The following is a 22,255-nucleotide window of genomic DNA, read 5'->3' on the forward strand; positions in this document are numbered from 1 at the left end:
ATAAAAGTGGCAGGATCGATGCCGCGTTCACAATAAAGATGAGCGATAGGGAGGGCGAGTAGCGGACTATGACGCACACAAACAAATTTGTAGATTTCTTGCGCCATTACGGTCCGATTTCTGCAACGGACAACATGTATGACGAGCTCATCCAAGCTGAGATTGATCGGAAAGGTATAGTGCCCCCAATCCAGATAACGCCGTCCAAACTTCCAGCAATACTTGAGAACTTTCGATCAAACGTGCCTAGGTCAGTGGTGCTCACTGGGACTGCTGGCGATGGGAAGACCTACCACTGCCGACGCGTGTTTGAAGAATTCGCTGATAATCCGCAGGAATGGCAAAAAGGCGAAAAGATTGTTTCCCTGCCACTTTCTGGGTCAGGAAAAACACTTCGTATTGTCAAAGACCTCAGCGAACTGACGACAACCGAAAAAAACGATCTTCTACCCGGTTTCATGGATGCGATTGGCGATCAAAACTCTCCTAATGTTTATTTGGTAGCCGCGAACGATGGGCAGTTACTTGCGTCCTTGCGCGATTGGGCCGAGGCAAATGGTGAAGAGGCCTTCCGCACATTTGTCTCGATTGAGTCCATGCTTGTGACGGACAAGACCACCCGCGATGATCTCTCGCTCGACCTCTATAATCTCTCGCGCCTTGACGCAGCCAAGCATTTTCTTGCCATCATCGAACAGATTGTTGAGCATCCACAATGGGATAACTGCTTAGGGTGCGAGCTGCTTGATGCCGATGGAAACACACGCTGCCCGATCCGTATCAACAGGGATAGATTGCGCGCAAATGGCGGAGAGTCCCTTTTCCAGACGCGCCTCTCTCAGCTTCTCAGCCTTGCGCGGGCCAATCGCACGCACTTGCCCATCCGTGACCTTCTGCTCCTTAGTGTAAACATTCTGCTCGGTGACCGGGCGTCATCAAGCTTGCTGACGTGCCGGAAAGCCAAGAACCGTGCCGAGACGGACAACTACCGGATGACAAATCCCTACACGAATGTTTTTGGCGCTAATCTTCCCGAGAGACAACGTCAGCAATACCAGGCATTTACGGCGCTAGAGGGCTTCGGTGTCGGCCGAGAGACCGACAACCAAATCGATAACCTTCTTATCTATGGACGCTATAACAACGAAACGATCTTTGCTTCGCACATCGGGAGTGACCACTTCTACGGCGCAGATGCATACGCCCCTTTTCTCAGGGACTATCTCGAAGGCGAGCGAGAAAACATCACTGAGTTCATGAGAGCCTTGGCGAGGCAGCGCCAGAGACTATTTTTTACACTTCCGGATGACGGTGAGTTGAAGCCCTGGTCATTAAGTGTCTACCGCTCAGCTGATCTGTTCTTGGAATTTGGCCGGAGACTAACTGATAAGGCCGACATCTCTCGCATTTCTGAACTCTTGGTGCGGGGGCTCAACCGCACATTCTGCGGTATGATGATCGACGACGGCACGAAGCTCTATCTCTCCTCATCCGGCGGGGATGGACGCGGGCGCATAGCATCAATCCTTGAACACGAGTTGAGCGCGAGCCCGCAGCGACGTGATCCATACGTTCGTCTTTCACTAGCGTCCGATGACTTCACTCCCATTGTGCAAGTTATCGATCCAGCCGGAAGGCCTGAGACAGTCGTCGACCAGCTTGAACTACAACTTACACATTTTGAATACCTGATCCGCGTCGCACGCGGCAGCCTGCCCGCGAGCTTCTCTCGTCAGTGCTATGAGGACTTTTTGGATTTCAAGCTTCGGCTGATCGAGCGGCTCGACCAAATAATGGGGGCGCAGCCTGTGCAAGGCGAAGTGAGCCTTCGCGCCATTACTGTCGACCCAAGGGGGCGGCCGCAACCCGACAATATTCGCGTTCGTGTAGGTGACGCATGACACGACTTGATACTCCAACACAGTACAAAGGCATTAAAGTCTGGGTTGACGAGGCGATCTGGGGACATCGTTTTTATAACGATCAGACCCCTTGGCTTGTTTTTCTGGAGTTCCTGTCCGTCTTTCGATCCCGTGATCAAGTTCAGCACGGTCTAGCTGAGGTTCGAAATGAAGGCGCACACGAGCAGTTCACCTATGACACGCCGAGGCTGATACCCTTGCGTGAGCTAATCTTTAGCAACCCCCATATCCAGCATATTGATGCAAGTGAAAAGCTGGACGGTGAGAAATGGGACGCCTGGCTCAAGCAATTCGAGAGCGATCAAAGTTTCGCTTTTTTGCGAGACCGATGTGGCGAGTTTTCTGAGCTCGCAAGGATTGTCGAACTCTTCCAAAACACCGCTGTTGAACCACACAGGCAACGGAGATGGACAAGCCGCTTTTTGTTCCCTTACGGCCCCTATTGCCTTTACGCTGACTTGCCAAACAATCCCAATAGTAGTCCTGATAGACGCTTTTTCGCGCGTGGCGGGGAACTGTTGTACTTGATGCTCTCCCGCAGTGGCCAAGGCCCCGAAATCGCCAAGTTGATTGGCGAGAAGATTCTACGGAGCGATAATTCCTGGAACCGCGTCGCTAAGGCACTACTCCCCGACGACCATCGGATCGATGCCAACTCCGTTACTGGAGGTATAGGCTATCTACCATTTGCTCAGCGCGATGAATATAAAGAGCTTGCAAAGACATGGCTTCAGCTTCTTAGCCTTGATCTTCCAGGTAATGCAGTCATCGACCCCTTGGTGCGTCTTTCTGCGCTGCACATGCTCATCTACATGCTGCGTAGATCAATCGAAGAAACCGGTGATCAAGGCGAGCCTAGGTTTGTCCTTGAAATTCCAGCACCCAAAAAGACAACTCTATTCGAGATTTCAGCCGAGAACCTGCGCGCCAACCGCATGCTCACAAATCGAGCCGTTCGCGCGTACATAGACAGCGCGAAGAACGCCCCTGATTGGGAAGAAGCCTTGCAGAAGCGCGCGCCTGCTGACGCCGTTAGAGAGTACCTAACTGAGCGTTTTCAATGGGACCCGGAAGATGGTCCGGCCTCGGGCGACCCAGAGACGATCTTCAATGCCCTGAGAAGCTACGCTGAGAAACGGCATTCACAACACGTTTCAAAGGTGCATTTGGAATGGATGCGTCAAATCGGACTTGCTGTTTCTCGCCGAGGTGTGGGGACCTGGTACGCGCCCAATGATTCCCTCATCAAAGCGTTGGTTATGTGTACAGTTGATGGTGAGCGAGAAGAATATCATCGCTTTCTCGCCAAGCTTTACGACAGGTTTCGAATCGTAATCGCAGCTCCTGAAGCTGAAAAGGCTTACGGTCAGCTTCCGACGGATCAGTATGCGTTTTCACAGAACGCGCAGCGTCTTGAACAACGCCTTAGGACGTTGGGCTTGCTTCGGCGCCTGTCAGATGACTGCGCATATGTCGAAAACCCGTTCAGGAGGCCACTATGACTAGGACCGAGCTAATCGCGGCCGTGGCAACCGCCTCATTGAAAGAGCAGTTGTCCGGGGAACCTGAGGGTACACAGCGCATATGCATGTTGGGCCTCGACGCTGAAGTCGTTCGCGCAGTGGCGCAGGCTGTAATCGCAGATGGCGAAATCTCGAACGAAGTGATGGTGAGAGTGGGCACCGTCTTCGATCCGAATGGGGATCTGCCCACGGAAACAAGGAGCGATGAGTCCATCACTCATTGGCGGCACTGCCGCCTCCCAGACGACAAGCGCGCCGTCCTCTTTGCTGCCTCGCAGGATGAGCTGCAAAGAAACGACAAGAGCGTCGAGAAGGTGACGCGGATTGAAACTGATAAACTCAGGCTTCGATATGCGGATTGGATGCACTGCGCGGGCCTTACAGATCGGTTTCTTGATCAAAAGAAGAGAGAGCACTTAGCGGCTGCCTTGCAGGCTGCAAATGAAACACACGCAGCGCGGACGATTGAAACCTTTTCGGCTTTCGTATTGGCAATCTCGGACAATGTTATTTCAAAAGGTATGCCTTTGCAGAAGGCGGTAGATAATGCCCTGCCAGCACTAAGACTGCCGCGCAGCGCAGGCGACTTCGACAGAATCCCTGAAGCAAAGCGCGCGAGGAGTGCCGAGTGGGCTAAAATTTTTCGGCGACTTCATCAGAACGTTCGGCCTCTACTTGTTCGTGAAAACGAACGTGGAGACCCTATAGACGAACAGCTCGCAGAAAATCTTACTGCTGTTGGAGGTCGCCTGGAGCAACCTTCAATAGATATCATTCAACGGTTTTTGGATGATGATCTTTCTGCTGATGTCTGGCGGCAAAGCCAAGAAGACGTTGTTGAGCTCGATTGGCGCTCCGTTTCAGAGGTTTTTTTGGGCCCTAGGCGCCCAGACCGACTTCCACTTGGCGAGAAAACCGTCAAGTTCTTTGATGATGAGTTTGATGACTTGCTCGAAGACGATGAGCGGACCCTTCTGCTTGCTCCATTTCCAAAGGACCCCACAGACGATCTCGCAGCGTTGTTCGACCATTACCAGGAGCACATTGCACGTGATAAAGCACTCTACGCCGCTTGGGAAAAATTTGTCTTCAATAATCCAAAGCCATACTCTGACTTCTTCGTCGGTCTGATCGAGACTCTACAAAGACTCCGTGACCGAACAAACGATATCGAGCTAAAATCAAAAAAGCTGACTGTGCGTATTCCGCGCAGTCGTGAGAAGAGCTTTTGGCGCGGGAAGAACGCAGCTGTCGCCAGATATTTTGCGTTCCGTTTTCGCGGCATTGAACATCTATTCGGCTCTGACGTGACCTTTGACTTCGGAAAGATGCAGGATTTCTATTTCCCGAATGTGGACGCCGATCTTGCACGTAGCACATCCGGAGCCAAGGATGCTCGAAGTCTCAAGTTCGAAGTTGAACTCGACCCAGACGGCGCCAAAGCAAAGCTTCTCTTTATTTGGGAGATGTCCCCAGCCGCGCTCGCCTGCTCAATGGCAGATGATCTTGTCAGGATCGCGAATGCACAAGGAGACCGCGCACTTCTACCGACAGCCGATATTGCCCGGCAATCAACGAGTGCGAAGGGGCGTATACAGCGCATCGATCTGATGGAGGTAAGCACCATCCGGGATGCGCTGAATGGCAGTAACGGTACGATGGTCGCACCCAATAGAGCCAGTGGCGACCGTAGCGAGGCTTTCCTCGGCGAACTCGACAAACTATCAGGGCTGATCTCGCCCAAAGGAAGCGCGGCCATTCGAGATGCCTTCGAAGCCTTCCGTGAAGGGTATGCCGAGGCGATCCGAGCGTGGGTTGGCACTGACGGTGAGGGTATCGCCGCTGACAGTCTTATAACCCAGGCTAATAAATACGGTGATCTCCTTGAAGCGCTTATGGTTCATGCCAACAACGACCTTGCGCGAGAGACGCTTTGGAAAGAACTGCTGCGAGTAGGTGTTGCCAACGTTGGTGACGGCGCGTCGGCTGCGATTGTTCTTCCTTGGCACCCCCTGCGCCTTGCAGAAATCCACATCAAGGCTCACCAAACTGCTGAGCTTGTAAAGAGCGTGCTAGCAGCTGAAGAGAAGGACATATTCCGCGCCGACCTGCTCTTTGGGCAGAGAACCCTAGAGTTGCAGTCCGACTACTATCCGGAAGTCTGTATCGGCTTCGCCGAAGATCAAGCCATCCTGCTGTCCGTTGCTGAGTCCTCTTTCGATTACAGTTTAGCGGAACAACCCCGGCGTGGTGGCAACGGCAATGTCGAGGATGCGCTTGATGTTGAGCCTGGCGTCGCCGCCAAGGCCTTCAGCGCGGTCGGGGAACAGTTCTTGAATTTGCTTCCCCACGAGCGGACAAATTTCTCGGTTGTGCTATACAATGCGGAATCTAAGGCGCTTCCGAGCGCGCTTGCGGCGGAGCTTTCTAGCAAAGTTGAGCAAGAGAACGAGCTTCAATGCGACCTTCTCCTGACGCATTCGCAGCCGATGCGGATGCGCAAGGTTTACGAACAGCAAAATGTCGCAGTCAGCGATGATACCGGTTCGGTAATGGCGAGTGAGGCCGCCCGGAACTTCCTTTCAAGACTACGTGTTGGGTTTCTTGACGAAAGCGCAGTCACTGACGACGAAGACACCCGCGCGGCCGACCTTGTCGCCCTTCAGGATGTCATCGCCCGCAACGCAGAGCTACGTTGGAAGCGCGCCCCCGGAACGCAACGTCCGGACTTGATCTCTCATGTTCCCCACCGCTGGTCTCGCCGACGTCCTGTAGGAGCTGCGGATACGGCAACTTCCGTATATTTGACAGCTCCAGTGCAGCCGCAGGTAGGCCAACGATATCTGAATGCCATTCAGCTTTTCCTCGAAGGCGACAACGCACGTGCAGAAGACGTGATCCCCGCACGTGAGGTGAACTTCAAAGACACCCACATCGCCGACGTCTTCAAAAACGCTCACCGCATTGGGGAATGGGTGGTCAATTACGACGAGCTTGTGGACCGTCGGCTCCTTTCGAACAACGGTGTTCAGGTCATACGACACATCCATGATCGCGGGGTCGACCGAAACATTACAGTATCGACGACGGCCAAGCCGCGCCTACTGCAAACCCTTATCAAGCAGCGCTTGGACCATATCGACCCAACCATCGTTGCAACTCATGGGATTGCCGCAGTTGACCGGCTAACCGAACAAGCCAACCAGCTCTCCGGCCATGTCGTGATGCGCGCCGCGCGGTACGGGCGCTACGCAAATGAGTTGCTGGGTGTCGTCCTCTCTATGGAAGAACTGAAACGCGGCCTCGGCGACCCTACTCTTCCAACAGGATGGTATTGCCTTGACGATTTCGCTTCCTGGTTTGGACAAAAGGAAGAGCAAATTGCCGACATCATGGCGATTGCGCCACGCATCGAGGACGGAAAGCCCGTTCTAAAGATCGCGATGTCCGAGGCGAAGTTCGTTACAGCACGCGGATACCGGTCACAGGCAAAGAAATCTGCAAAACAGCTCGAAGAAACCGTTTTGCGCTTGGGCCGGGCACTCGATCCCCAGGGTGCACGGATTGACCGTGAACTCTGGCTACATCGCATCGGTGATTTCATGATCGAAGGCATGCAGCCCTTTGATCCGGAAATACTCGGCGGATGGGATCTGCATAAGTGGTCAGAGGAAGTTCGCCTCGACCACGTGCCAATTGCGCTATCCGGTTTCTCGCACGTCTTTGTTCACGATGATGATGAATATGTTGATGCAGGCGGCTCTACTCAGTTAAAGGGCGCTTCTCACTGTATTCAGCAAGTGTTTGACAAACCGCGCGTCGCTTCTCGGCTGCGTGCCTTTGCCGTTGATCAACTTCCTCAAACTGAGGTTGGCGATATTGATCCCAGGGACCCTTGGGAAACGGCATTAATTTCACGCGCCGTGAATGGTGCAGTGCCTGATGAAGGCTCGACACCTCCGAACGAAAAAATGGATACGGAGACGTCCAATCAAGAAGAGGTAAGTTCGTCGTCCACGGAGACTGGCAGCGCCGATCCTGTTCAGGTCGAAACAACTGCTGATGAAAATTCAAACACGACAGAACTGACGGGCGCCGAAAAGAAAGACGAGGGCTCTGCGGCGCCCGAGATCACCAATATGCCATCCGCTGAGTTGGCATCCTGGCTCAACAGTTCCGGGACAAACGACGACGATGATGATGCGCAACGTTGGCTTGAAGAAACAGTCATCAATCTGCAGCGGGCGCTTCGCGGATACGATATGACTGCAGAGCTGATCGGATCACGCTTGACGCCCAACGCTGCACTCATTCGCCTTCGGGGCTCAGATGACCTCACGCTTCCCAAGGTCGAAAAGAGACGGCAGGAACTCCTGACCTCTCACGCCATAGATGTCATTAATCTCCTGGCGGCACCGATGGAAGTTATTGTCATGGTGCGGCGCCCGAAGCGTGCCATCCTTAGGTTGAGAGACCTTTGGAGACTTCGTGAACTGCCGGAAACCGCCCCTGAAACAAACACGAGCTTGCTTATTGGCGCCAAGGAGGCTGACGGAGAGCTGCTATACCTCAATGTTGGAGAGGGATTTGCTGGCCAGCAACCTCATGGTCCGCACACGCTGATTGCAGGTGAGACCGGAAGCGGGAAAGGCGTTCTGGTACAGTCTTTGCTACTCGATATCTGCGCAACAAACAGCCCTAAGAGCGCACGGATCAGAATGATCGATCCGAAGGCGGGGATTGATTTCCCGTGGCTTCGTCGAATGCCGCACCTCGATGGTGATCTCATTACCTCAAGAGAGGAGGCCATTGAGACACTTGAGGAGCTTGTTGAAGAGATGGAACGACGTAACCGTCTTCTCGCAGACGCGGGTGTGACCAAACTTGCAAATTATAATAAGAAAGTGCCGCCTAGCGAACGCCTGCCAAGGATATGGGTCTTTCACGACGAACTTGCGGATTGGATGCTGATCGATGACTACCGTGATGCTGTCGAGCTCAACGCGAGCCGCCTTGGTGTGAAAGCCCGCGCCGCAGGGATCAATCTGGTCCTCATAACGCAGCGACCAGACAAGGATGCCCTCCCGATGCAGCTCCGCGCCAACTTGACCAACCGGCTTGTTCTAAAGGTTGCGGACAAACGAAACTCTGTTCTAGTGCTCGACGAACCAGGGGCGGAAAGACTCTTGGGGCGTGGCCATCTCGCAGCCAAGTTATCTGGCGAAGGCGAGATCATATTGGCCCAAGTTCCCTTCGCAGATGAAGACGAGATGGCGGAGCTAGCAGATTTGATACGCAGTGCCTGGTCGCGAGAATAACACGATTGCCACAATCGAAAGGCATCAGTCCATGGACCTAAAGAGTGAAGCATACCAGCAGAACTATCAGCAGTTCCGCTCGCTAAACCAGATCATGTGGCAGATTCCAGTTCTGGCAATGACACTTACAGGCGGCTTATGGTTTGGGGTTTCGCGCATACCAGAGAACACATGGCTTGTTACTGCTTTGCTGCTCACAGCGGTCGTAGGAAATGGAGCGCTTTTTGCGGTCCTGTTTCGCTTCCGGCACGTAATGGACTGCTATCTTGCCTGGTTGCGGCAAGCCGCGCCGGACGGATTCGTAGACGCGAGCGCAAACTCAACCACCGACAATCGGCTAGAAAGATTCTGCAATCGCGACAAAACTGTTCGCAATTTGTTCTCCTTTATGCTTTGTTGGTCCGCGTTGTGCAGCCTCGCGCTCTTAGGTGCCTTCTGGTACGAACAAACATTCCAACAGGATCCCATGACGAAGAACCTAGACGCTATAGAATTCTACGATCAGCATGCAGCAGCTCTGGCCGACAGTTACGAGGCCGTATCCTTTGAAGATGCCTATCCTTTTCTGATTTCAACGCTTCCAACGAAGAGCTTGAGGATCATCGACATAGGTTCTGGCAGCGGTCGCGATGCGGCTTGGTTTGCATCCAAAGGTCATTCCGTCATCGCGGTGGAGCCTTCATCATCTATGCGAGCACTTGCTAAAGCCATTCATGAAAACGGTGGCATCGAATGGATTGATGGGCAGCTTCCTGAGTTAAGTCACCCACTTCTGTCAGGAGCCAAGTTTGATATTGCTCTGATGAGTGCTGTGTGGATGCACATTCCCCCGGAAGAAAGAGCACCTTGTTTGGCGCGACTCTATGAATTGCTTTCCGATGAAGGCGCTGCATTCGTCACATTGCGAATTGGCCCGTCTGACAAAGGCAGAAGCATGTATTCTGTTGATGCAACAGAGTTCGAGCAATCCGCTCAAAAGGCTGGTTTCTCTGTTAATTCCGAAGGCGAATTTGCAGATATTCTTGGGCGGCCAAATGTGCGATGGCTAGCATACAGGCTGTCCAAGGGGCCTTAGAACCGCAACCGTAAAATACGTACGTCAAATCTGACGCTAATTGCGTTGGTCAAGTTCAGTTTTCTGAGATACGAGCTTCCAACATACCAAGATTTTTTAAAGCGTTTTCAAACACTTGAACGTCAGCATTCTCTCTTTGGCCATCCATTGAATTCTCGTCAAAGAAATCCATCTCCATCTGTCGCTGCTCCTCGGCGACGACGGCTTGAACGACGGGCGCAGTCTTCTTTGGAGCACCGTCGTTTTGCCCTGACGGGTAACCGCCAGATACTTGGCTTGCGCTCTCCATATCCACATCGGCTTCACCTCCGCGAGGCACGTCCGACGGCGGAGTCATCGGCATGGCGCGCACACTCAGCGGCAGCGTGCCCTGCGCTTCCCCTCCCCCCGGCTTCGGAAACGGCAACTCCCCCGTCTGCGCCGCATGGATCGCCTTGAATAGCCGGTCGTCGAAATACTGAATCCGCTTGGCCCGGACAGGCATTTGCGCGTCGATCACCATGACGATCTCGTCGAGCGGCAGACGGCGCGCTTCATCTTCAGGCAACAATGAGCTTTCTTCGGTCCGGGTCGACTGGCTGCGCCCTTCAAAGGGGTTCTTGCCGATGGACTGGGATCGCGTGATGACGGTTTTCGTGGTCTTGCCGACAGCCTTGCTGAGCTCTTCGACGGTTTTTTCATCCGAGGGCGTGAGATAGAGTTTCACGCCCGCGTTGCCCTGCAGGGCGCGGCGGGTGTTCTCGCCGTAGATTTCATCGAGGGCGGGGATGGTTTGGGTGACCACGGCCAGGTGACCACGATAGGTCCGCAGGGTCTCGATGCTCTCGACCACGATGGGCATCTTGCCCAAGCGATTGAACTCGTCGAGCATGATCATCACGGGCCAGGGCTCATCCGGCCCTGGGTCCTTTTCCTGCATGGCGGAGAGGAGATCGGAGAAGAAGAGCCGGATCAGCGGCGCCAGCGGCTTCACCATCAGCGGCTGGACGACAAGATAGACCGAAAAGGGCTTCTTGCGGATCGTCCGGAAGTCAAAGTCCGACACCGCCGTCGCCTCATCGATGGCAGGGTTCTGCCATTGGTCGAGCCCCGAGGTCATCAGGAGCGAGACATAGGAGGTCAGCGTGTCGTTGTTGGTCGAGGCCAGCCGCGTGAAGATCAGCTTGGCCGCCCGGTTGTCGACCTCGTGGCCACGCGCGAAGTATTCCTTCTGCTTGTTCCCTCCCGACGCCGCGATGCGATAGATCTCGCCCAAGGTGGGGCGCTTGCGTTGGAATGCCAGCAGGCCTGCCGCCACAAAGAGATCGATCCCGCCTTTGAGGAGACCCTGCACCCGGTCGTTGTCACTCTGCAAGAAGAGCGTCGCGAGGAGCTGCAATTCCATCTGCTGGCGTGCGGGATCTTTCAGCTCATAGATGCGCAGGAGCGGGTTGTAGCGATGCGTGCGCCTGCCCTCCCAATCGGTGGGGGCAAAGCGATAGACCTTGTCGCCTTGGGCGTCGCGGTGCCGGGCCGTGGCCTCGAAACACTCGCCCTTCACATCGAGCGTCACGGCGGAGCCTTGCCAGGTCAGCAGGTTCGGAATGACAAAGCCCGTGGTCTTGCCGCGGCCCGTGGGGGCCACGATCAGCGCATGGGGGAAGACCTTGGAGCAGATGTAGTTGGCGCGGGAGCCCGGCGGCCCCAGCTTGCCGAGGATGAACCCGGTGCCCGGCGCCCCGAAGAAGCCATTGGCCTTCATCTCGCGCGCGGTCTGCCAATGGGTCTGGCCAAACCGTGTCAGGGCGGACCCTGAGAGGGCGAGGCTCAGCATCAGCCCGGCGGCGGCGAAGCTGCCGATGATCAAGTGAATAAGTTGCGCGTCCTCCGGGCGGCGATCGAGGATCGCCAGATAGTTCTGCGCGATATAGGCAAAGTCGATCTCGGCGCCGAAGCCGAGATCCTGGTAGGTCAGCACCGCCGAGGCGATCGTATAGCCCATGGCGGCGATCACCAGCGTCACCAACAAGACACCGGTCGCGATCCGCGCCTTTCCCATGGAGGCGCTCAATGGACCTGACCCCGCTCGGTCTCGCCATCCAAGTCTGTCGCGCGGTGTTTTTCGTATTCGGCGTCAGCGAGATCATCGACCACCTGGCGCAAGGCCTCCGTGTTGGCCGTCGCGGCATCCGATTGCAGATAGACCTTGGCGACATAGAGCCGGTCGAGGCGGTCCTCGAGAACCTGTTCAAGCGCATCGGCATCGCCGGATGTGAGCCGCTCAAGTTGACGGTCATCCAGCACCCGCGCGATCTCGCCACGGAAGGCGTCCCGCTCCGCCTCGCTCTCGAAGGGCGCGGACAACTCCCCTGCCCGCTCATGGTCCAAGACACGCGCAATTTCGTCTGCGAGGCGGTCGGTACGGCCAGACTGCGAAGCAGTTTCACCGCGGGCTGCGAGGAATGCGTCGCGCGTGCCAGACCCGAGCCCGTCGCGCATCTCGGTTTCGCGGCGGACCTGATTGATGACCTCCGTGTCGCGTATCTCGACGACGGCCGCGTAGGTCGCGCCGAGCCCACGGGCGAGATGGGACGGCATGTCCGGATAGCGCGCTCGTAAGTCATCCGTGACAGCATCTGCAACAGGCGTGCGGAGGTCGCGTCCCTCCATGATCCGGTCGACCTCGCGGGTGATCTCGCTGGCGCGGGCCGCATCGGTGATGGTCTCCCTGTAGGGTTCAGACCGGTCGATCACATCGCCGGGGCGTGCGAGCAGGTCCCGGTGTGCTTCGAGATACGTGCGCTGCTCCGTCTCGATCCGGCGCTCCGCCCGTGAGACAACCTCCCAGTCCCGGTCCTCGATCTGCTGCGCAGTCAGGCCGTCTGCGCGCATCTCCTGACGGATGGTCCCTTCCATCGCCCGGACCGCGCCCTCATGATAATGGAACCGCTCGCTGTCCGGTTCCGCTTCCATGACGCCATCCCGGCGCAGCACGTTCTCGCGCTCCAACAGCGTGCCAAGTTCCACATGCACATCATTGAGAATGTCGCGGGCCTGTTCCAGATCGGCGCGGCGCTCGAGGTTCAGATCCCGCGCCTCAGCCACTTTGGAGAGATCATTGGCGATCCATTGATGCTCGAGCGCTGCATTTGAGGCGCCCGTCTCGATCCGGGCCACCACTTCCGATGTGCTGATGCCCGTGCCCCGTAGTGCTACGTCAATGCGCGATCTCAAGTCGGACTCGGCCAGTCGCTCGCGCTGGCTGGCGTCGATATTGGCTTCGGAATAGATCCCGCCCTCCGAGGGGGTCTCTGACAGCGTGGATGATCGCAGCCCCAAGGGCTGCATGTGCTGGACCTGCGTCTGGATCTCGATGAGGCGCTTTTCCAGCACGGGACGTTCCGCGTCAGACTTCTCGGCGATCATGCCCTGCACCCGCGTGAGCTTCTCGGCATAGAGGCTTCTCAGATCCTCAAAGCTTTGATCCTCGGCCATATACACATCTCCTGTTCGGTCCACCTGCCCGCCATGCGCCAGCACCTCGCCCGCGCGGAAGAGTGCCGCGGCGATGTCTTCCCGGGCCTCCCGGGAGGCCTCTGCGGCAAGCGAATGGTAGACGCTTCTGGTGTTGGCGATCTCCGCCAGCGTCCGGGTCAGGTCCTGCCCCACGCGTTCGCGCTCGCGGGGCGCGCGACCCTCTTCTTTCGCGGCGTAGACCTCGCTGGTCCGGGCTGGGTAATGTACAGCCCCGCGATCCACCCGGCGCGTGGCCTCCAGGCGCACGCCATACTTCTCGGCCTCCTCGACCATGGCGAGGCGGAAGTCGTCATAGTTGAAGCGATGATTGCGCCCCAGAAAGAAGAACTCGCCTTCTTGCGAGCGGCGGTTCAGCACCAGATGCGCATGGGGGTGATCGCGGTCCTCATGCACCGCGATGATGTAGTCGAAATGCCCCTTATCAGTCTGGAAGAACCGCTCGGCCACATCCGTCGCAATGTCGCGCACATCCTCCCCGCGCGTGCCGATGGGGAAGGACATGAGCATGTGGGTGGTCTGCCCGAGCTTGGGCTTGAAGCCCGCATCCCACCGCTTGGCAAAGCGCTCGGTCAGATCCTTGACGTCACCCGCCTCGAGCTTCGCCTTGCCATCCAGGAACCCGCTACTGTCCACGATATAGGTAGACTTGGTGGTGAGGTAATCGAGCTGGTTTGCGAGCTGCGATTTGGTATGCGTGCCTCCGCCCCGGATCGCCTTGAAGACCGCTGGCCGGTGGCCTGCTGCCGCGCGCGCAAGCTGGGTCTGCTTGGCCACGTGCAGCCCCTGCATTGAGCCCCGGACGCGGCTCCAGCCATCCCGAAAGACCTCGCCCGTGACGGCATGGACGGCATCATTCAGCTGCATGCGCAAACTCCCTCAGCGCGGCCGTGGCCTGCAGCTGCATTGCGTCTCGACGGCGGCGCAGAAGCAGATCGATCTCGTCAGCGGAGTCCAGGATGAACCGCGCCAGCCCGCGCATCTGCGCAAGGCGCAATTCGGTGAACTCGGCACTCGTGCCCCCCACGGCCCCCTGCCCCCGCCGGTTGGCCTGCGTCATCTGCTTGGCGATCTGCGCGACCCCATTGCCGACCTCGTGCAGCGAGGCGCGGTAGCGCGCCATCTCTGCTGCCATCTGCGCGTCCGGAACGAACACCCCGCCTGCCGCCTGAATGAGCCGCCGCAACCCCTCGGCACGGCTCTCGATCCCGGCATCGGCCAGCACCTCGTCGAGCGCCGCCAACTCCGCAGCCGTGACCTTCACACTGACTGCTGAGACCGGGATCGCGGCCTCGGCCTGGCGCTCGGCATCGGCTTTGAGCGTGTACTGGATCGCCCGCACCGACACGCCAAACCGTTCCGCCAGCACTGAAGTGGAAACGCCTTCCGCAGCTTCGCGAACGATCTCCATGCGCTCCGCATCGATGAGGCGTTTTGAGCGAGACATGCGAAGAAAGACCCCCTATTTCCTGCCACCTTCCACCAAGGCTGGCCCTACCTTACGATAATATATCACGCTGTCAATTATATACTTACGTTGCATTCACTCTCTGGCAGCCTTGGTGTCCGCTTCACGCCGCGGCCCGCAGGGACGCGGCTCTGCCGCCCTCACCACCGGGCGACCCACCTGTCCTAGGGGTCCCGTCCACCAGCCCCGCCCGAGGGTCTGGCCGAACACGCATGTGTTCGGACGGAACCGCGGGCGGGCGCAAACCCCACCGACAGGGCGGACAGGCAGGGTCAAGGAGGGCCAGATTTGGGTCCCCAAATCTCTGCCGCAAAAACCGGGAGGCCCTGGCCGATGGGTTTTTGTGGATGGCCCCCTTGAGGCTGACTGGCCGGTCTGTCGCGGCTAGGTTATTCCGAGCGGCGATCGTCCTATGAGCGCGCGGTGACCAGCACCAAGGGGAGGTCGCTGCCGGCGATCACCCACGCCGGAACCAGCATCTCTGGAACAGGGATCGGGCCGCCCCAAGATCGTCCTGGGACGGCCCATCCTCGTCAGAGGATTTAGTCCTGGGGATCTTTCGCGCTCGGTGGGAACATCACCAGCTCCGAGACCGCGACCGGGAAGTCGAGCTTGAGGCTGAAGAACTCCGAGCCGTCCCCGTTGCGGGTGTTGCGGAACATCGCACCCACGCGCTGAAAACGGGTGCGCTCCTGGCCATCGGTGTCGGTGAACTTGACGGGGACGGTGGCGACGTAGTGGTTGGTCATTTGGATTACTCCTTGTTGCGATGGGGATCACCCGGCACGGGGGCAAGAGGCCCGGTCGCAAGCGCAAATGCGGAGGGTCCGCGGCCAGCCGTGGAAGCCGTATTTGTGCTTGCCGAAGCGTGAGCTGAGGGCACGATTGGGCCGACCCCGTGCGATCCACATCTATGAGCAAAAAGGAGTGATCCGGATGACCCTTGCCGTCACGCCGTCGCCACCATCCGCGTACGCGTCCCGCCGAGCCTGGCCAGGGTGCTGACGGAGCCCGCCCGCGTGGATGCGATGTTCCGAAACACCACCCGAGGGACGCGCAAGTCTTCAGCCTCAAGTGCGACGTTTCGAGCCTTCGTGTCTTGCGATGCTGACGATGTGCGTGAGGTGCGCACCATCCCCAGCCCGTACCCGATGCGGATGGACCGAACACTGACGGACCGGGTAGAGCGATGACAGTGCCGGCCGCCGCAGCCTGTCGATCTTGCGTAACCGACCGCACACGCCATGAGACATGACGAAAGGGCCGCGCCAAGCGCGACCCCCTCTCTTCAATCCTGCGACGCCTTCTTCGCCGGGTCCGCAACCCGCATGACCGTCAGACCTTTCGCTTCCGCCTTCTGCCCGAGGTTCAGCGCGACCCCGTTGCCGCCGAAGAGCACAACCCCCGTCGCCGCGAACTTGTCGTCCAGCATCTCGTCGTTGCACTTGAACGGTGCCGCCCGTCCATGCGCGGACCAGCGCGGATCGAAGCGCGCCTGTGCTATCCCGCGTGCCCGGGCCCACCGAGCCGCAATCATCTCCGCCCCGTGCTTGCCACCCTTGTGGCAGAGGAAAATCTCCTGATTGCGGTTCTGCCTGATCCGTTCGCGAACCTTGTCGAGCGTGTTGAAGATCACATCGACATCTGTCCAGTCGGTGGCTCCTGAGACGATCAGGGGCACCCCCTCGACTGTCGACTTCTCGGCGGTTTCACGGTCGTGCTGTTCCAGGAGCTGCCGCGCCTCGAAGACCGCCCCGGTCTCCTGCGCCCGGACGCTTGCGCGCGAGCCCGCTGCCGGGATGAAGGCGTGGCCCGTTTCGATCTCGTAGCATTCCGCCGCAGCCTCGCTCATCACCTCGATGGCGCCGACGATCTCGCGCAGCTGCACAAAGCGCGCCTGCGCCTCTTCGAGCGCGGTCTCGGCGATCTCCGATCCGTCATGGGATTTTGCCAGCGCGCCGATCTTGTCGGCGGTGCGGTCGACCTCCTTGCCGAGTGCCACCTTGCGGCGCTGCAGGATCGTGGCGAGCCCATGGGCCAGCGGTTCGATTTCGGCTTCAAGCCCGGTCCCGCGTAGCTGACCGAGCAAAGCCTCGAAGCTCTCGCGGATGATGCGGTCGGTCAGGATGTGATCCTCCGGGATCGGCAGCTGCGCGTCCTTCTCGGTCAGCCCGAAAAGCTCGATGGTCTCGTAGGTGTTCGCAGTGTCATAAGCCATGTCTGGTCTCCAGTGTTCGGTTCCAAGGCCACCACGTGAGTGTGGGGGCATGGCCGAATGCCTGGTTTCCGAATCTGCCCGGGTCAGGGACGGCGCAGCCGCCGGCTTGCCGGGCGCAAAAGTTTTCCGTGCGCAACACCCGACACATGCGCACCCTCACGCACGGGACCGCCCCAAGCCATATGTACCGCCCTCGCCGAAAAGTTTTGCGATCCTTGACGCGGGCTGATTTGGGGGCCATCCGGAGGATATGCTTCCGCACTCATGTGTGTGTGTTTTGACGGTAGGTTTGCCCGACCCGAGCAGGCAAACGGCCTGACCGGACGCGGCAGACGGATGAAGCGACGGGATCGTTTTGGCCTCAGGCCAAAAACAGACCAGAGCGCAATCCGGCGGAGCGGCCGGGGAGGGACGTGCTCGCGAGGCGGGCAAACCGGGACGCCAAGCGCAACGCCGCGGTGAGGCCGCATGGCCGAATGCGCGACGGACCGAAGGGCCGTTCTCCCCTGCGACACGCGAAGCCGAGCTGGGGAGGCCGCAAGGCTTAGCCCAAGGTTGATGCGCTGGCGACGCCGCTGCAGACTACACGGATTACTTGTCCAAGCATTCGACGTGATGGGCGGGAATCGGACCTGCGGTTTTTCCGTCGCAGCACTTTGTCATATCCGATGTTCATCTTAAAAAACGTGAGTGTCGTGATCTTTTCAATCTTGCTGCGCCAAATATCTCTACAGCTACTGTGTTTGCCGTATCCTCAAGCGGTTCTCGATTTCTGTGTGGATGTCGTGACGGGTATCAATCGCGAGTTGCAGCGTAACAGCTATCGCGAAGCGGATGTCTTCGTCTGGGCTCAGGCCGCCACCCGAAGAGTCGCTGCATTGTACTCGGATTGGTATGATCGCATCTCCGCCAAATGAGGGGGTCAAGACGCGCGCGTGGGATAGCCGACGGGACCAAACGGTTCCTTTGGCAATAGCATTTGACGTCGGAACGTCACCCTTCATCTTAAGTCGCCATTCGTTATCTGGTTCGTCCCCTTCATCAGCAGCAACGGCCTCAAGGCGTGCGAGCCTGTACCTTGCACGCGCGACATCTATAGGAGAAAACCAAGCAAGTGTGACGAGGAGCGATCTATGCACCCGGTCATTTGACAATGACTGTGGCAACGGCATTTCAAAGACTCGTGCACCATCTTTGCGGACTGTGCCGAGGCCGACCAACGTCGCTCCCTTCGGCGGCCCTTCGCTCATAAGGTCCTCGTTCACAAGGCCATAACCGTATCCAGACAGGACCTCAGCACCGGCATGTTCATGATTCTTGCCTGACGCCATTTGGGAGCTGCGAAGGTCTGCTGCACTTTCTGGCCAACGAGCCCCGTGGACGGTCAGGGTTCGCGTCAGAAGCGCCATGTCGCGTCGAGGGAGTTCTTGTCCTTCATAAGCGCCGTCTGGCCCTGTCAATGCAGCGGCTGCTTGCAAGATGGATCTGGTAGTGAGCGCAGCTGCACAACTTGTGCCACATGCCCATGCTCGTCGGCCAGATACTGCGGACGAATGCGGTGGCGCAGCGACTAGGAGACCGGACGCAGGAAGGGCATTTGCTACCCGAAGGTTTAGATTTCCGCTTATGGAAGAAGCGCGGACGTCATGACGGCCGCCGACTGCTATTACATCGGGTTTGATGGCGCGATATGCTCCAGGACCAGCCGCCGACGAAACCGCTGGAACCACCGATGCTGCGTCATGAACAGCAAGTACGCCAGCTGGCAGAATGCCAGAACCCTTGGCGGCGCTGCTTGTCGAAGCGGCACCAACCGTAAGCACGTTCATGGCTTCTGCTGGAGATAGCAGAGTTCGCCTATGCCGTTGCGCTCGCCGTGCTTCATCCACCATCGCTTGACGAGCCTCGATGGCCGCATCCTCAAATGCGGTGGCGTTGATCCCGGAGACTGTTAAAGCATCGCCAACATTTCCAGCCGATACGACAAAAAGAACGCCGGCTCGATATGCCCACCAGTCAAGCAACCGGGCCAAGGCGCTCAAGCGGCCAGTGAAATGCCCATTCATCACGCCGATGGAGAGATTCACGACGAAAGCATCGGGAGCAATTGGGTTTTGGCCCTCTAACGCCGCAACAAGCGCTGTATGGATCACGTCGACGAATAGGCGACTTTCGGGAGAAACCGCAGTATTGTCATTGTCAACAAGCACGGGAATCGTAATAAGTCTGCTGTCGGAAACTGGTACACCATCAGCGTTCAAATCGCCTCGAAGAATCAACGATGACATTGAGGTAGCATGACGACGCTGCCGAACCTGAGAGAGGCGCACAAGATCGTGTACATCCTCGATGTATACGCCATCGTTCAGATCAGGATGTGCCGCAATGGGAGTGCCATCCAGCAGCAGTGCGCGAGCTGGGAGTTCGGGGTCAAATTGAGCGTCACGCCGACTTGCAGGATCATCCCCCGGCCCAGCGTCCCCCGCTTCATCTTCAACCGGTATCGTTTGGGCTATGGTTTGAGGTAAAATAAATTGCAGGCCGTCCAACGTCGCCAGCCCTTCCGGCGCCGCTGGATTGTCCAGCATCTCTCGGACCGCACCAGCGGGCATCGATGCCAGTAGAGCGTCGTAAACAAAATCGATTTCGGAGATTATGCTACGTGCAATTATGTTGCCCCCGAAAGCTTCAACCCGCGCTTGAGCCTCTCGTCGCCACTGATTTCGGCGCTCATCACTGCGCGTTGGCCAAATCTCGAGCTCGAGGTTCACGGCAACTTCGTCGTCGAAGGGCAAGCGATCACGAATGATCTCTCGTGCCTCAAGTGTCAAACGATCTGCTGGTCCCCAAGGACGGAGTTCAGCCAAAAGGTCGAAGAGATTACGCCAAGGAGTTTGACCGTCCGGAAGATCTTCACCTCGCCTGTAAGTTCGCCAAAGCCGACGTAAGGTCTGCAATGAGCCTTCAGTGGGCATCGTTGCATATAGAGTTGGATTTGCGAACTCGATTCCATCGATTGGCATCCCGCCAGGGAGTGCGTAATCGTCTTCGAGGTCGACCTCCGTAAGCACTTCGATACCTGCATCGCGCGCAACCCGAATAAGATTTGCGATTGGAACGGCAGAGACAAACACCATCGCGCGCTCGGGCGCTATTCCGGCAGGATCCGCCCGAAGCGAGACAGCGGCATCCTCGCCTTGAAAAGCTTGATCTAGGCGTGAGAATTCTCGTCCAAAGCGCTCAGCCTGAACCGTGCGACCACCTGCGGCACCCCGCGGACGGGGCATTTTGGGTGGAGAACCTTTGATACGCTGTGTCGGCCGCTCTCTAATCGGAAGGGGGAGGATCGGTCGCTCGGTCATGGGAATCACTTTCTGGTGCTCGGCCGGAATGGTTGTGCCAGGCACGTATTCGATCGTTGATCAATGTTCTCAATGTTATGCGTCCCTGCGCAAGAGCCCAGCGACGATGTAAATCATGGAAAAAGGTCTCGGCTTCCGAAAAGCTGAGCGGCGCTACCGCCTCTCTGAGACGCTTCGGCGTATATCCGGCCGGACCATCGAATTCCCGAAGCCGCTCAGCAAAATAGGTCGTCATGTGCTCATCATCTGGGCGATCAAGCGTCAGACGGATTTCGAACCTGCGCCAAGTCGCGCGATCCAGTAGCTCGGGATGGTTGGTGGCTCCAACCAGAACGCAGTAGGATGGGAGATCGTCAAGCTGCAGCAACAGCGAAGTGACCAGTCTCTTTATTTCACCGGTTTCGTGCAAGTCGCCTCGTTCTTTGCCGATCGCGTCAAACTCGTCAAAGAATAGGACGCAGGGTTCGGTTCGGACATAGTCGAAAAGCCTCCGGAGTCTTTGAGCGGTTTCACCGAGGTAGCTGGTGATGACCGCGTCATATCGAACGACGAACAATGGCAAGGCAAGCTCAGAAGCTATGGCCTCCGCCAACGACGTTTTGCCGTTGCCGGGCGGACCAACAAGCAGCAGCCGATGCCGGGGTTCAAATCCATGTGCCCTTAGTACATCAGCGCGCGCCTGCTCTTCGATCAGTTCAAGGCACGCATTTCGGTTTGCTTGGGTCAGATAGAGCTGAGACAACGCTCGCTCTGGATGGCGGCGATCAATTCCGCCCGAGCCATCTCGAACTCTTGGGCTGCCGTTGGCCGGGCGTCCAGGAATGTTGGAGACAGGCGCAGCAGAAACCGCTTTGGCAATACGATCAGCGACGCCAGTGTGTTTCTTCGCGCGCTCCTCAGCCGCAATGGCTTCGGCGGTAACCCGGACGGCATCCTGGTTACCGGAAACTCCGGCCTTTACAAGTTCGACGATCAGCTCGCTGCGCACAAATTTCTCCAGTCCGGTCCTCGACCGATTTCGTACTTTTATGACGGATTCAAGAGATTGTCACCCGATTACGCATTTTTCTTTCCGCAAGGCTCTTGCCTACGCGAGGCATCCTTCTTGGGCAATGCCGCGTCCACATCATCGTTGAGAGTATAAACGACCGTTTCGCCGGAGCCTCACCGTAGCGCGCCGGTAGTTCATTAGTGGCCGCTCAATGCCTAGCGTACGGCTTCAGTCCAGATCGACGTCGCCCAGACGCGGCGCATGGACATGCGTTCGGACAAGAAATGCAGCGGCCGCGCCGGCCAAAGCGCCGAACAGATGAGCCTCCCACGAGACGCCAGGCTGACCCGGAAGAACGCCCCAGAGAATGGAGCCGTAGAGCAAACCGACCACCAGTGCCGCGCCCAGCGTGATCAGTGAGCGATCCACGAGGCCGCGCGCGACGAGGAAGCCAAACCAGCCGAAGACGAGCCCTGACGCGCCGATATGGATGGCCGAGCTTCCGAACAGCCAGACAAGACCGCCGCCGAGGCCGATCACCACGGCGTTCACCGGCAGCAAGGCTCGCGTGGTCGTTGCCACCAGCAGCCCACCCATCACCAGGAGCGGTGGCGTATTGGCCATAAGATGCGCGAAGCTTCCGTGCAGGAGGGGCATGGCGATGACACCATCCAATCCGCTGACGTGCCGGGGGATCAGGCCGAAGGCCGGGTTCAAGCCGTAACCGATAATCCAATTGAGGAGGTGAACCGCCCAGAGCAGTGCGACAAAGGCGACAAGCGCCGCGGCGCGCCGAAAGAAGGCGCGCATGTGATCCCAGTTCATCATGTTGGCGACAGTAGACGTCACCACAGCACCTTCAACG

General features: G+C 57.8%; 12 protein-coding genes. 4 read left to right on the top strand and 8 right to left on the bottom strand.

Features of this window, described 5'->3' with window-relative positions; all coding sequences use genetic code 11:
• The first annotated feature begins 134 nt into the window (after nt 1-134).
• The 4 genes from BW975_RS16845 (at nt 135) to BW975_RS17835 (ending at nt 9,838) form a co-directional block, all read left to right on the top strand.
• Complete coding sequence (locus BW975_RS16845) at nt 135-1,901, top strand: hypothetical protein (protein WP_217696930.1); 1,767 nt, start codon at nt 135-137, stop codon at nt 1,899-1,901.
• Nucleotides 1,898-3,424: a hypothetical protein gene (locus tag BW975_RS16850; RefSeq protein ID WP_076535524.1), complete on the top strand. Its 1,527-nt coding sequence runs from the start codon at nt 1,898-1,900 to the stop codon at nt 3,422-3,424. Before BW975_RS16845 ends, BW975_RS16850 begins: the two co-directional genes overlap by 4 nt.
• An 86-nt stretch (nt 3,425-3,510) precedes the next feature.
• Nucleotides 3,511-8,763 carry an FtsK/SpoIIIE domain-containing protein gene (locus BW975_RS16855; protein WP_212634902.1) on the top strand — a complete coding sequence of 1,751 codons (5,253 nt, stop codon included), beginning with the start codon at nt 3,511-3,513 and terminating at the stop codon, nt 8,761-8,763.
• A 31-nt stretch (nt 8,764-8,794) separates the two neighbouring features.
• Nucleotides 8,795-9,838 (top strand): class I SAM-dependent methyltransferase, encoded by a 1,044-nt coding sequence (locus BW975_RS17835; RefSeq protein ID WP_083687173.1) that lies wholly within the window; start codon nt 8,795-8,797, stop codon nt 9,836-9,838.
• Nucleotides 9,839-9,893: 55 nt separating this feature from the next.
• On the opposite strand, the gene BW975_RS16865 is transcribed toward BW975_RS17835, so the two are convergent.
• The 8 genes from BW975_RS16865 to BW975_RS16905 all read right to left on the bottom strand — a co-directional run bounded on the left by BW975_RS16865 (nt 9,894) and on the right by BW975_RS16905 (nt 22,200).
• Nucleotides 9,894-11,876 (bottom strand): type IV secretory system conjugative DNA transfer family protein, encoded by a 1,983-nt coding sequence (locus BW975_RS16865; protein ID WP_076535526.1) that lies wholly within the window; start codon nt 11,874-11,876, stop codon nt 9,894-9,896.
• A gap of 8 nt (nt 11,877-11,884) precedes the next feature.
• On the bottom strand, nt 11,885-14,218 hold the full coding sequence (locus BW975_RS16870) for a relaxase/mobilization nuclease domain-containing protein (protein ID WP_076535527.1): 2,334 nt from the start codon (nt 14,216-14,218) through the stop codon (nt 11,885-11,887).
• Nucleotides 14,205-14,798, bottom strand: coding sequence for a helix-turn-helix domain-containing protein (locus BW975_RS16875; protein ID WP_076535528.1), 594 nt, complete (start codon nt 14,796-14,798; stop codon nt 14,205-14,207). The genes BW975_RS16870 and BW975_RS16875 overlap by 14 nt, the downstream gene beginning before the upstream one ends.
• Nucleotides 14,799-15,361: 563 nt before the next feature.
• A complete protein-coding gene (locus BW975_RS16880; protein ID WP_007120662.1) occupies nt 15,362-15,568 on the bottom strand; it encodes a hypothetical protein in 207 nt (68 codons plus the stop codon).
• Between the two features lie 539 nt (nt 15,569-16,107).
• On the bottom strand, nt 16,108-17,037 hold the full coding sequence (locus BW975_RS16885) for a DUF2493 domain-containing protein (protein ID WP_076535529.1): 930 nt from the start codon (nt 17,035-17,037) through the stop codon (nt 16,108-16,110).
• Between the two features lie 734 nt (nt 17,038-17,771).
• Complete coding sequence (locus tag BW975_RS17840) at nt 17,772-20,174, bottom strand: S8 family serine peptidase (protein ID WP_170846623.1); 2,403 nt, start codon at nt 20,172-20,174, stop codon at nt 17,772-17,774.
• Between the two features lie 190 nt (nt 20,175-20,364).
• On the bottom strand, nt 20,365-21,387 hold the full coding sequence (locus BW975_RS16900) for an AAA family ATPase (protein ID WP_074647065.1): 1,023 nt from the start codon (nt 21,385-21,387) through the stop codon (nt 20,365-20,367).
• A gap of 231 nt (nt 21,388-21,618) precedes the next feature.
• The gene (locus tag BW975_RS16905; protein WP_076535532.1) at nt 21,619-22,200 is read right to left on the bottom strand and encodes a rhomboid family intramembrane serine protease; all 582 of its coding nucleotides are present in this window, start codon (nt 22,198-22,200) and stop codon (nt 21,619-21,621) included.
• Nucleotides 22,201-22,255 lie beyond the last annotated feature (55 nt).

Origin of the sequence: Roseovarius nanhaiticus (assembly GCF_900156535.1) — a bacterium.
Taxonomy (GTDB): domain Bacteria; phylum Pseudomonadota; class Alphaproteobacteria; order Rhodobacterales; family Rhodobacteraceae; genus Roseovarius; species Roseovarius nanhaiticus.